This is a genomic window from Lysinibacillus fusiformis (assembly GCF_002845985.1).
Lineage (GTDB): Bacteria > Bacillota > Bacilli > Bacillales_A > Planococcaceae > Lysinibacillus > Lysinibacillus fusiformis_D.
Window position 1 is genome coordinate 107,218 of record NZ_PDFK01000007.1, and the last position, 13,326, is coordinate 120,543.

The following is a 13,326-nucleotide window of genomic DNA, read 5'->3' on the forward strand; positions in this document are numbered from 1 at the left end:
TGCTATTAATAACATTATACAACTAAGTAAAATATAGGTAGGGTGGGACGTTGCGCATGAGGAAGAAGCTACTAGAAATAAAAGGTTTAAAAACAACCTTTTTCACAGATAATGGACAAATTCCTGCTGTAGATGATATCGATTTTTCTGTCCATGAAGGAGAAATTTTAGGAATTGTAGGAGAGTCGGGAAGCGGAAAAAGCGTTACGTCACTGTCCATCATGGGATTGATCCCATCACCACCAGGGAAAATAACAGGTGGCGAAATTTTGCTAGATGGCAAAAATCTAGCGCTATGTACAGATAAACAAATGCAAAAAATACGTGGAAAAGACATTGCAATGATTTTCCAGGAACCAATGACTTCTCTAAATCCATTGTTTACGATTGGTGACCAGCTTAAAGAAGCGATTCAAATTCATAATCCTAAATGGTCGAAAAAGGATGCGTTTGCAAGAGCGGTTGAAATTATGAAACTTGTCGGTTTACCACGGGCTGAGGAATTGTTAAAGGATTACCCCCACCAGCTATCTGGAGGAATGCGTCAAAGGGTTATGATTGCCATGGCACTTGTTTGTGATCCTCAAGTATTAATTGCAGACGAGCCTACAACCGCATTAGATGTGACGATTCAGGCTCAAATATTACAGCTCATGAAAGACTTAAATAAACGGTTGAATACAGCTGTGTTGTTAATTACACATGATTTGGGCGTTGTAGCGGAGACTTGTGAGCGAGTGATTGTAATGTATGCTGGACAAATCGTGGAAGAGGCACCGATTCAAGAAGTTTTTACTAATCCGAAACATCCTTATACACAAGGACTTATTCAATCAGTACCTGATATGCGTTATAAAAAAGACAATCTGTATTCTATTCCTGGTAGTGTACCAAAACCTGGGAGCATCCAGGTCGGCTGTCGATTTGCGGCACGCTGTGAACATGCGATGGAACGTTGTTTACAAGAAACACCACCTTTATTTGAGGCAGCAGAGAACCATAAATCGAGATGTTTTTTACTAGAGAAGCAGGGGGTGGAACAGCGTGTCGAAAGCGTTATTAAAGGTTGATGGTTTAAAAAAATATTTTCCTATTCGAAAGGGTGTCCTGAATTCACATGCTGGGGATGTGAAGGCGGTGGATGATGTTTCATTTGAGGTATTTGAGGGAGAAACATTAGGCATTGTTGGAGAGTCAGGCTGTGGTAAATCCACAACAGGCCGCTTATTAATGCGTTTATTGGAGCCAACGGAAGGTAAAATAGAATTCGCAGGTAAAATAATTTCAGAATTATCCAATAATGAAATGAGGAAGGCACGTAGAGATATTCAAATGATTTTTCAGGATCCCTATGCCTCATTAAATCCGCGCCATAACATCGGCAAAATTTTAGAGGAGCCCCTTATTGTTCATGGCATAGGGAATGCCAAAGAGCGGAAACAAAAGGTGTTGGAGCTACTTGAGATTGTTGGATTGAATGAATATCATATCAAGCGTTATCCGCACCAGTTTAGCGGAGGGCAAAGGCAGCGTATCGGAATTGCTAGAGCCTTGATGACCAACCCGCGCTTAATTATTGCGGACGAGCCAGTATCTGCGCTAGATGTGTCCATTCAGGCACAAGTATTAAATTTATTGCAAAAGCTGCAAAAGGATTTAAAGCTGACTTATATTTTTATTTCCCATGATTTAGGGGTAGTGCGCCACATCAGCAATCGTGTTGGCGTAATGTACCTAGGTAAATTAGTAGAGTTGACAGCGAGTGAGGACTTATATGCTGAACCGCTTCATCCATATACACAGGCACTCTTATCTTCGGTCCCTGTTCCTGATCCGATGTTTGAACGGGAACAGATCATTATTTCTGGAGATATTCCGAGTGCATCAAACCCGCCAAGCGGTTGTACTTTCCATACGAGATGTCCTTTTAAAAAGGAGCAATGCTCACAAGTAGTACCTAAAATGCAAGAAGTAAAACCGGGTCATTATGTTGCTTGCCATCTTTATGAGGCGCTTCAACATTCAATGATATAAAAACTCATAGGGGGAAATTTAATGAAGAAAAAGAAGCTTTGGACTTTAGGTGTAATGCTACTCCTTATTCTCTCGACAATCTTAGCAGCTTGTGGCGGCTCAGATACTAAGGATACGGGTAGTAAAGATACATCAACTGGTGGCGATACAGCTGGCAGTGGTGAACCAAAAATATTAGTGTATGGTCGTGGTGGAGATTCAGTAGCACTAGACCCTGCTGTTGTTACAGACGGTGAATCTTTTACGGTAACAGCTAATATTTATGAAACATTAGTAAACTTCGGTGAACAAGATGTAACGATTCAACCTGGGTTAGCAAAATCATGGGAGGCTTCAGAAGATGGATTAACTTATACTTTTGAGCTACAAGAAGGTGTGAAGTTCCATGATGGTACAGATTTTAATGCCGAGGCAGTTGTAAAAAATATTGAACGTTGGAAGTCAAGTACTGATAAATATCCTTATTTTAGCTCCCAATTTGTCGTTGGAGACAAACAAGTAATCGAATCAGTTACTGCTGAAGGTGACTATAAGGTTGTATTTAAGTTAAGTCAACCACAAGCACCATTCCTAAAGAATTTAGCCATGTCCCCATTTGCGATTGCTTCGCCTACAGCATTTGAGGCAGATGAAGAAGGCTTATCTGCAAATCCAGTAGGAACAGGTCCATTCAAATTTGTTAGCTGGGTACGTAATGATTCTGTAACGATTGAGAAAAACCCAGACTACTATATTGATGGCTATCCAAAATTAGATAAAGTTATTTATCGTTCTATTCCAGATAACTCTGCGCGTTTAAATGATTTGTTAGCAGGCAATATTGATGTGGCTGATGGTTTAAGTCCATCTGATAAAGCAACAATCGAAGGCGATGCTAAATTACAATTAATCGAACGTCCATCTATGAACGTTGGTTATCTAGGTTTAACAGTGACTCGACCACCATTCGATAATGTCAAAGTGCGTCAAGCAGTCAACTATGCAATTGATAAGCAAGCATTGGTGGATGCATTTTATGAAGGACTAGCTGAACCAGCGAAAAACCCAATGCCACCAGTAATTTCAGGTTATAACGATGATGTTACAGGCTATACGTATGATCCTGAAAAGGCGAAGGCATTACTTGCTGAAGCAGGCTATGATGGTAAAGAAATTGAGTTATGGGCAATGCCAGTACCACGTCCATACATGCCAGACGGACAAAAAGTAGCAGAAGCGATTCAAAAGAACTTAGAAGATGTAGGCATTAAATCTAAAATTGTATCATTTGAATGGGCTACTTATTTAGAAAAAGCACAAAATGGTGAAGCGGATGCATTCTTACTTGGCTGGACAGGTGATAATGGAGATGCGGATAACTTCCTATACACGTTATTAGACGGCGATAATATCGGTTCTAACAACTATACATTCTATGACAATCCAGAATTACACAAAATATTGACAGCTGCTCAAACTGAAATTGATGAGGACAAGCGTAATGAACTTTATAAGCAAGCTCAAGTCATGATTTCTGAGGATGCTCCATGGGTTCCACTTGCTCACTCTATTCCAATTTTAGCTGCTAATGCGAAAGTGACGAATTATATTGCGCATCCTACAGGTTCTGACCGTTTAGATGCAGTAGATATTCAATAGTAAACTTCATTTTCTAATTGAATAGAGGAGTTTAAAAGAATCTGCTTGCTTTTCTGCGGGTAAGCCGTGGAAATCTCGCAGATTCTTTTCTAGTAATAGATAATCATTTTCTCCTGTGTGAAAGATCACTCATCTAAACATTCAAAATCGTTTGGTGAAGGTTCAACCTTTCAACAGTATATAAAGACTTCAAAGTAGATTATGAAAATCATAGAGAGGTGATGAAGATGCTTCACTATATGGGGAGACGTTTACTCCAGCTAATCCCAGTTTTGCTTGGAATGACTTTTATCGTCTTTATGTTGATACGCGCAATACCTGGTAATCCAGCACAAGTTATTTTAGGACAACAGGCGACAAAAGAGGCGGTCGAGGCGTTAAACGCAAGTTTAGGATTAGATAAGCCTTGGTATACACAATATTTTAGTTATTTAGCAGGCATTTTTCAGGGAGATTTAGGTGTTTCCTTACGTACAAAATTACCTGTATCAGAAGAAATTTTTCCATACTTAGCAGCAACAGCTGAACTTGCATTTTTCGCAATGATTATTGCCATTGTTATTGGGGTGAATGCGGGTATTATTTCTGCATGGTTCCAAAATTCTTGGTTCGATTATACAGCGATGGTGGTGGCATTAGTTGGTGTATCTGTACCTGTATTCTGGTTAGGCTTGATGGAACAGTGGACATTTAGTAGTCAGCTTGGCTGGTTACCTACTTCTGGTCGAGAGGATGTTCGAAATCCAATAACCTCTATAACCCATTTTTATTTATTGGATACGCTCATTCAAGGGCGCTTTGATCAATTTATTGAAGTTGTAAAGAGATTAATATTACCAGGGGTTGCACTGGCAACTATTCCTATGGCTATTATTGCAAGAATCACAAGATCTTCTATGTTAGAAGTTATGCGCTCAGATTATGTACGTACTGCAAGAGCAAAAGGCCAAAAAATGTTTATTGTTGTGTATAAGCATGCTCTAAAGAACGCCATTATTCCTGTAATAACGGTAATCGGGTTACAGACGGGGTTACTGCTAGGTGGTGCCATTCTAACAGAGACGATTTTTAGTTGGCCAGGAATTGGTCGTTATATTTATGATGCGATTGGCTTCAGGGATTATCCTGTCATTCAATCAGGTATTCTAATCGTTGCATTTATTTTCATCATGATTAACTTAATCGTGGACTTACTGTATACAGTGATTGATCCACGTATTAAATACAAATAGAAGGGAGCTGCAATGATGACTGGAGCAATTGACATAAAAAAAGAAGCAGCACCAGTTCAAGAACGGGCGGTCGGTCCATGGTTAGAGGGCTGGCGAAGCTTTAAAAAGAGCAAAATCTCTTTAATAGGTGCAGGGATTGTTATATTTTTTATATTACTTGCTGTAGTAGGACCGCTCGTTGCACCACAAGGGATAAATGAACAAGATTTATCGAAGCGTTTACTAGCGCCATCAGGTGATCATTGGTTTGGAACGGATGATTTTGGGCGAGATATTTTTTCTAGAATCATTCATGGTGCACGGATTTCGCTATGGGTAGGCTTTTTTTCAGTTGTTTTATCGGTAATTGTGGGTAGTTTGCTTGGTATTATCGCCGGTTATTATGGTAAATGGATTGATACAATTATTTCACGTATTTTTGATATTATGCTCGCTTTCCCTAGTATGCTATTAGCGATTGCTGTTGTGTCGGTACTAGGACCATCCTTACAAAATGCATTAATTGCCATTGCCATTATTAACATACCGAATTTTGGACGTTTAATTCGTTCCAAAGTGTTGAGCGTCAAAGAAGAAGAGTATATTGTCTCGGCAAAAGCAATAGGCATGCGTGATTCACGAATTTTATTTTCACATATTTTGCCGAATTCTATGACGCCTATTATTGTACAAGGAACGCTTGCAATTGCGACTGCCATCATCGAAGCAGCAGCATTAGGCTTCCTCGGACTGGGCGCTCAAGCACCAGCACCTGAGTGGGGAAAAATGTTAGCAGATGCTCGAAAGTTTTTATTAAATGCTCCTTGGACTATGATTTTCCCAGGATTAGCAATTATGCTAACGGTTCTTGGCTTTAACCTGATGGGAGATGGCTTAAGAGATGCACTCGATCCAAAGATGAAAAGTTAGTTAAATACTGTAGCCTTCTACTAGTTAGAAGGTTTTTTTTAGCTATTTTGCCCATCTATACGAAAGGGAATAAAAGGAACTCTTTTACAGCAAAATCGTTTTAAAGAGTAGTAGGTAACAGGAGGGATTTTCTAAAAATAAGCGAAAATATCTTTTAGGAGCCATTAATTGAATTTTTTGTCACGTTATTTTAGACTTAAAAAGTAGAAAAATTTTATTTTAGTAGATTATTACTTACCATATAATCTTTCAGTTGAAATACATATTTGAGGAGGGTGTTAAAATTGGGGATTAATTTACAAAAAGGGCAACGAGTTGATTTAACAAAAGGTAACGCAGGTTTAAATAAAATTAAAGTAGGTTTAGGGTGGGACCCTGTAGCGCAAGAGAAAAGTGGCGGCTTTTTAGGAGGTTTATTTTCTAGTAGAAATAGTGGTAGTGGCAGAAGCATAGACTGTGATGCTTCAGTCTTAATGCTGCAAGATGATAAGGTGATAGCTGGAGACGATGTTGTTTACTTTGGAAAATTAACAAGTAATTGCGGCTCTGTTCGCCATTCTGGTGATAATTTAACAGGAGACGGCGATGGCGATGATGAAGTAATTACAATTGAGCTATCGTCTGTACCAACGCAATATAACAAACTTGTGTTTGTTGTAAACATTTATGATGCAGCAGGTCGTAATCAACATTTCGGTATGATTCAAAATGCATATATTCGTGTGTATGATGACAGGACAGGAAGCGAACTAATTCGCTATAATTTAACTGATAATTATTCGAATTTAACGACGTTAGTCTGTGGAGAAATTTACCGTCATAATAGTGACTGGAAATTTGCTGCAGTTGGTACGGGAACGAATGATATAAAACTTGGCGATGTTGTTCGAAGATATCAATAAATAAATGACTATATAGGAGGAATAAAGAGTATGGGAATTTCACTACAAAAAGGTCAAAAGGTAGATTTAACAAAAACAAATCCAGGATTAACAAATGTTGTTGTAGGTTTAGGCTGGGATACAAATAAATATGACGGTGGTAATGATTTTGATTTAGATTCATCTGTATTTTTACTGGCTGATACAGGCAAAGTAGCTGATCAAAATGACTTTATTTTCTACAACAATACAACAGGTGGCAATGGTTCAGTTGAACATTCGGGCGATAATTTAACGGGTGTTGGTGAAGGTGACGATGAAGTGGTAAAAGTTGCATTAACGCAAGTGCCTGCTCATGTTCAACGATTAGCCTTCACTGTAACAATCCATGATGCAGAGTCTCGTAGTCAGAATTTCGGAATGGTGTCTAATGCGTATATTCGTATTGTTAATGCTGCTTCCAACGAGGAAATTATCCGTTATGATTTAGGCGAGGATTTCAGTATTGAAACAGCTATCGTAGTAGGGGAATTATACCGCCATAATGGAGAATGGAAATTTAATGCAATTGGTGCTGGCTACCAAGGTGGCTTAGCTGCTTTATGTAATGATTACGGCTTAAGTGTAAACTAAAATTTCATCTTTGGACAGAAAGGGAGATTTTGAATGGCTATTCAATTAAGTAAAGGGCAACGTATTGATTTAACCAAGCAAGACCCAGGATTAAATAGCATTGGCATTGGCTTAGGCTGGGATGTTAAGCAATTTGATGGTGGGCAAGACTTTGACCTCGATGCATCTGTATTTTTACTAGATGCATCAGGTAAATGTCGTAATGAACAAGATTTTATCTTCTATAATAATTTAGCGAGTCTAGACCAATCTGTTGTTCATACAGGTGATAATCGTACGGGTGAAGGTGATGGGGATGATGAAAAGATTCTTGTCAACTTAAAGCAAGTATCACCTCAAATTGAAAAGATTGTGGTAACGGTTACCATCTATGATGCTGAGGGTCGTCATCAAAACTTCGGACAAGTACTAAATGCTTATGTGCGATTGACAAATGAAGATTCGGGATCAGAGGTATTACGCTATGATTTAGGCGAAGATTTCAGTATTGAAACTGCCGTTGTATTTTGTGAGCTTTACCGTCATAATAGCGAGTGGAAATTTGCCGCAGTAGGCTCAGGCTATCAGGGTGGACTAGCAGCATTAATCAACGCATATGGCCTACAGTAACGAGTAGGGTATAGGTACATGACGGGGGATCTTCGGTGGATGTAATAAACGAGATATTAAATACATATGCACAGTTTTTTAACTGGCAGATGTGGGGACAAGTTTTAACAGATCCAGTATCATGGGGCCTTATTTTTTCATTGATTATTATGGAGGGGCTATTGTCTGCAGACAATGCGCTTGTTTTAGCAGTACTTGTTAAACATCTTCCACAGCATCAGCGGAAAAAAGCGCTAATGTATGGGATGTTTGGGGCTTATTTTTTCCGATTTCTCTTCATCGGTATTGGCGTTTACCTCGTAAAATTCTCTATTGTTAAAGTGATCGGTGCAACTTATTTAATGTGGTTAGTCATATTACATTTTAAAAATAAAAGCACTGATGAAGGAGACGCACACGAGTTTAAGAAGACAGGTTGGATGGTTCGAGTCTTTGGTACTTTCTGGGCGACTGTTATCTCAGTTGAATTAATGGATATCGCCTTTTCAGTAGACTCTATATTAGCGGCATTTGCCATATCCGATCAAGTATGGGTTCTTTTATTAGGTGGAGTTTTAGGCATTATTATGATGCGTACCATCGCTGGTGTATTTCTTTCATTGATTGAACGAGTACCAGAACTTGAAACGACTGCCTATATTTTAATTGCCATTATTGCATTGAAAATGTTTGCTAGTATTTTTGGATTCCATCTTTCACATGAAGTATTCTTTATTATTTTAATTGCTGCATTCTTATTGACGTTTATTGTTCACAAGATGAATAAGAAAACAGCAGTGTAAACAAGGCACTGTATTGGTCTGTATAGAACAGGCTGATACAGTGCTTTTTTCACAAAAGGCATAGTTATCGGGGAGAGGATTAGATGCAACACTTTGCAACAGAAGCAGAGACGATTTTTTTTAAGAAGCCACAGCCTTTTACTAAGTGGGAAACGCCAGATATTTTATCATATGCTCTAGGTGCGACTCTGTATATGCCAGCTTCTATGCCTGCGATTGTGAGTTTGATTCAATCACAAAAATATCAAGAACTCACATCACTCGTCATTGATCTGGAGGATGCAGTAGGCGATATAGAATTACGAGATTGTGAAGCGAAGCTGATGGAGGATATTAGTGAGCTATATGCACTCTATCAACAAAAAAAATTATTACTTCAGGATCTACCATTACTTTTTATTCGTGTACGTCATGTTGAGCAATTTCAAAGGTTAACAACTATTTTAGGGAAAAAGCAAGAAATACTAGCGGGCTATGTATTTCCAAAGTTTACAGCAGCACAGGGCGCCCGTTATTTTGAGCTTCTTGAACAAACAATTTTAGAAAATGACTTAATTCTATATGGTATGCCGATTTTAGAGAGCCGTGAGGTGCTATATAAGGAATCTCGCATGGAAGCATTATTAGACATTAAGGCAGTGCTACATCAATACAGAGCTCGTGTATTAAATGTACGTATTGGTGCCACTGATTTCTGTGGCATTTATGGAATTCGTCGTCGTATGGACTCGACCATTTATGATATCAGTGTGATCCGTGATTGTATTGCAGATATTGTCAACGTCCTTGGTCGTGAGGAAGATGGGTTTGTTATCTCGGGGCCTGTGTGGGAGTATTTTAGTAATCAGCGTGTATTAAAGCCTGCATTAAGAGAAACACCATTTAGTGAAAAGGGAGCTCTTGATACGAGGAAAGCATTATTAGACGATTGTTTAGATGGATTAATGAAAGAAGTGTTAATGGATAAACAAAATGGTATTGTGGGAAAAACAATTATTCATCCTAGTCATATCCGTGTTGTTCATGCCCTCTATGCCATTTCCTATGAAGAATATTTAGATGCGCTAAGTATTGTAGAGAATAATGATGGTCGCAAAGGTGTGATGAAAAGTCACTATGCGAACAAGATGAATGAAATCAAACCACATATGAGATGGGCACAGCGAATATTAAAACAGGCACAAGTCTATGGTGTCTATCATGAATCTGTCGATTTTGCCTCACTCTTATTAAATTCAGAAATAGGTGGTAGTGTTTATGCAACAACAAATGAGTAAATTAAGCATTTTACCGGATTATTCAATCGATATTGAAATTACCCACAATCCGCATAATTTTGCGCTAACCGACTTGTTTAAAATGGCAGCTCGTATTAATAAGAAAAGGCAATTTTTGTTTGTAAGCACCGTACTTGGTAAACATTTAGCTGTGCGCCCGCAAGTGCCCTTACTGACAGGGACTCTGCTAGCCATGATGTATCATAAGCATCTTACTGGACAAAAAGTAGCAGCTTCATCAGCAGTCGTTAAAGCTTTAAAAGAGGGTGCGGGTTTGTCAGAAGTACAAAATTCTACAGAGGGTAGCCTCGAGTTAGCACAAGAAACATTGTTCGTTGGATTTGCCGAGACAGCTACTGCACTAGGACATGCGGTATTTAACGCATACGATTCGAATGCAATGTATATTCACACAACACGTGAAGTGCTTCCCGATTTTGAACCATTTGTTACATTTGAGGAAGAACACTCCCATGCGACAAGCCATAGAATTTATACTGAGGAGCCAGAAGTGTTACTACAAGCTAAACGCATTGTGTTAATTGATGATGAGATTACTACTGGTAATACGGTTATTAATATCATTCAAACATTAAGACGGAAATTTCCGTTAGTTAAGCAGTATGCTGTGCTCTCTATTTTAGATTGGCGTTCTGAACAGCAACAAAAGATTTTTCAGCAATTAGAAGAGCAATGGGGTATTTCCATTGTGTTCATCTCAATCATGTGTGGACACTTTAACTGTTCGGGTATACCAAGCTTAACGAGCACACAGCCTAATATACTAACACAACCTACAAATAATCTAACACTATGGCCAATTCAAGAATCTATTGATCGTAAGTTTTATCGATCTATTGCTGAGAATAAATTCGTAAATAGTCAACCCTATCTAGTAGCAACAGGGAGATTTATGCTCACGTCAAAACAGCATTTTCAACAAAAGAAAATGTTACAGACCATCGCCAAGCAATTACAAAAGCTTCGTACACATGGTCCGGCATTAGTTATTGGAACAGGTGAGTTTATGTATGTCCCTATGCAAATTGCCTCTTATTTAGGAAACGACGTTTATTTTCAATCAACTACTCGTAGTCCAATCTATTGTACGGATGATTTAGGATACACGATTACTGAAAAAATAGCCTTTGAAAGTCCAGAGAATAATGGCGTTGATAATTATTTATATAATATACAAAGCCAGTCCTACACGGAACTTTTCTTTATGGTGGAACGTATAGCAAGTAAAGAGGTTGTTGCTCGTGTGGTAAATGAGTTACAAATATTAAGTAACGCCAAGGTCTACGTGATTTGTATGCATGAATGGGAGGTAGAACAATGATTTCAACTTTGCAGCCAGACAAAATGGGGAGCTATGCACCAGAGGATGTTCTATTTTTATTGCGTGATATTGGGCAAGTTTATCTTGAACTGGATAATGAAAAACGTGAACAGCTTATTCAATCAGGCACACATTATTCTGAAATGCTACCAATGGAAAGGCAACCATCTAACACCTATATGAATCTTTTTTATAAAACGTTAGATGCGCATGCAGAGAGAATAGCCATCGCTGTTGGAGTGGTGGCAGAGCAAATCATTGAAAATAGAGGGTTAGAAAACTTAGTGCTTGTTAGTTTAGCAAGGGCAGGTACACCCATTGGCATTTTAATCAAACGGTATATAGCCATGCGATATAGGGTGAATATTCCACATTACTCTATTTCTATACTACGTGGTCGAGGGTTTGATGAGGTAGCGATCCGTTACATTTTGACACAGCATCCCCTAGGAAATCTTCAATTTATTGATGGTTGGACAGGAAAAGGGGCAATTACCAATGAATTAATCCAATCCTGTCAAAAATTTAATGCGCAACAGCCCGGACAATTAAATGCCAATTTAGCTGTATTGGCTGATCCTGGGCATTGTGCTACCATCTATGGAACTCGTCAAGACTTTTTAATCCCGTCTGCTTGTTTAAATTCGACTGTATCTGGATTGGTGAGTAGAACGGTGTTAAATTTACAGTTCATGGATGCAAATGACTTTCATGGTGCTAAATACTACAAAGAGTTAGAAGATATGGATGTCTCTAACCTGTACATAGAACGTATCGTCACATGTTTTGAACATGTACAGAGTACGATATTGCAACAATTTCAAGAGCAGGTTATCGCTCCTATTACTTGGGAGGGCATGAAGTCTGTGCAAAAGATTCAACGCGATTTTGGCATTGAGAATATTCATTTTATCAAACCAGGTGTAGGTGAGACGACTAGAGTGTTGCTTCGACGGTTACCATGGAAAATTTTAATTAATCCACAGTACTTGCATGAATTGGAACATATTTTATTATTAGCCAAAGAAAAAAATGTACAGGTAGAAGAATATTCGAATATGTCCTATGCATGTTGTGGCTTAATCAAAGCATTATAGAGGAGATTATGATGATACTATTTACATCGGATTTAGATAGAACGCTTATTTATTCTCAACGTATGATGGAGAGTTTTCCACCAGTTACAGAGACAGTGGTCGTTGAACACAAGGCGGAGAAAGCAATGAGCATGATGACGCAGGCAACAGCATCTCTATTGCAACAGATACACCAACAAACAATATTTGTACCTGTTACGACTAGGGCATTACATCAATATAAAAGAATTCATTTTATTAGTGATATGTGTCCTGCTTTTGCAATTACAAGCAATGGGGGTACAATATTAGAAAAGGGCCAGCCCTCTGAAAAATGGACGAAAACACTATGTAGACGTATTGAAGATTCTTCAATCCCACGAGAGGATCTGTTAAAGCATTTTCAATCAATTAAATCCGATACATGGCTACAACGTTCTTTGTATATAGATGATCTGTTTTATGTACACCATGTGGATCTTGAAACTTTACCACACGTGGAATTACAAGCTATGATTCAAGAGTTTGATACGTATGGCTGGTATGTTCTTTTACAAGGTAAAAAATTGTATTTTATGCCCAAGGTACTGACGAAGGAAGCGGCTATCGAATATATGAAAGAGTTCTGTACATACGATGTGCATATAGCGGCAGGGGATTCTATTATGGATTATGGAATGCTGGCAATGGCTGATTTAGCTTTTACACCGAATCATGGAGATTTAAAGGATAAACAGCCAAAAGTTTTACAAAATACAACTTACTCGGCTTATAATGGTGAAGCATTTACCAAAGATTTGCTAGATACGGTTTTACAGATGACTTCACAACAGACAATAGTATAAGCTTTCAATTATTTTTGTCATAAGGTAGAGTCGTCCTATGACAAATGAATGCTTCAGCATATGCTGAG

General features: G+C 38.4%; 13 protein-coding genes. All 13 read left to right on the plus strand.

Annotated features, from left to right (window positions below):
• Positions 1-56: 56 nt before the first annotated feature.
• Positions 57-1,070, plus strand: coding sequence for an ABC transporter ATP-binding protein (locus CRI88_RS18620; RefSeq protein WP_058844625.1), 1,014 nt, complete (start codon positions 57-59; stop codon positions 1,068-1,070).
• Positions 1,045-2,034 (plus strand): ABC transporter ATP-binding protein, encoded by a 990-nt coding sequence (locus CRI88_RS18625; RefSeq protein ID WP_058844624.1) that lies wholly within the window; start codon positions 1,045-1,047, stop codon positions 2,032-2,034. The genes CRI88_RS18620 and CRI88_RS18625 overlap by 26 nt, the downstream gene beginning before the upstream one ends.
• A gap of 21 nt (positions 2,035-2,055) precedes the next feature.
• A complete protein-coding gene (locus CRI88_RS18630) occupies positions 2,056-3,672 on the plus strand; it encodes an ABC transporter substrate-binding protein (RefSeq protein ID WP_036122223.1) in 1,617 nt (538 codons plus the stop codon).
• Between the two features lie 227 nt (positions 3,673-3,899).
• Positions 3,900-4,904 carry an ABC transporter permease gene (locus tag CRI88_RS18635; protein ID WP_036122220.1) on the plus strand — a complete coding sequence of 335 codons (1,005 nt, stop codon included), beginning with the start codon at positions 3,900-3,902 and terminating at the stop codon, positions 4,902-4,904.
• A gap of 12 nt (positions 4,905-4,916) precedes the next feature.
• Positions 4,917-5,813 (plus strand): nickel transporter permease, encoded by an 897-nt coding sequence (gene nikC, locus CRI88_RS18640; protein WP_036122217.1) that lies wholly within the window; start codon positions 4,917-4,919, stop codon positions 5,811-5,813.
• A 284-nt stretch (positions 5,814-6,097) separates the two neighbouring features.
• Positions 6,098-6,715, plus strand: coding sequence for a TerD family protein (locus CRI88_RS18645; protein WP_036122214.1), 618 nt, complete (start codon positions 6,098-6,100; stop codon positions 6,713-6,715).
• A 30-nt stretch (positions 6,716-6,745) separates the two neighbouring features.
• Positions 6,746-7,327 (plus strand): TerD family protein, encoded by a 582-nt coding sequence (locus tag CRI88_RS18650; protein WP_036122212.1) that lies wholly within the window; start codon positions 6,746-6,748, stop codon positions 7,325-7,327.
• A gap of 33 nt (positions 7,328-7,360) precedes the next feature.
• Complete coding sequence (locus CRI88_RS18655) at positions 7,361-7,936, plus strand: TerD family protein (protein ID WP_058844623.1); 576 nt, start codon at positions 7,361-7,363, stop codon at positions 7,934-7,936.
• Positions 7,937-7,971: 35 nt separating this feature from the next.
• Entirely contained in the window at positions 7,972-8,718 is a 747-nt protein-coding gene (locus CRI88_RS18660; RefSeq protein ID WP_058844622.1) for a TerC family protein, read from the plus strand.
• An 83-nt stretch (positions 8,719-8,801) separates the two neighbouring features.
• Positions 8,802-9,995, plus strand: coding sequence for an HpcH/HpaI aldolase/citrate lyase family protein (locus CRI88_RS18665; protein ID WP_058844621.1), 1,194 nt, complete (start codon positions 8,802-8,804; stop codon positions 9,993-9,995).
• Complete coding sequence (locus CRI88_RS18670; protein WP_058844620.1) at positions 9,976-11,337, plus strand: phosphoribosyltransferase family protein; 1,362 nt, start codon at positions 9,976-9,978, stop codon at positions 11,335-11,337. Before CRI88_RS18665 ends, CRI88_RS18670 begins: the two co-directional genes overlap by 20 nt.
• Positions 11,334-12,434, plus strand: a complete 1,101-nt coding sequence (locus tag CRI88_RS18675; RefSeq protein ID WP_058844619.1) for a cysteine protease StiP family protein — start codon at positions 11,334-11,336, stop codon at positions 12,432-12,434. The genes CRI88_RS18670 and CRI88_RS18675 overlap by 4 nt, the downstream gene beginning before the upstream one ends.
• A gap of 8 nt (positions 12,435-12,442) precedes the next feature.
• On the plus strand, positions 12,443-13,258 hold the full coding sequence (locus tag CRI88_RS18680) for a hypothetical protein (protein ID WP_249649173.1): 816 nt from the start codon (positions 12,443-12,445) through the stop codon (positions 13,256-13,258).
• Positions 13,259-13,326: the final 68 nt, after the last annotated feature.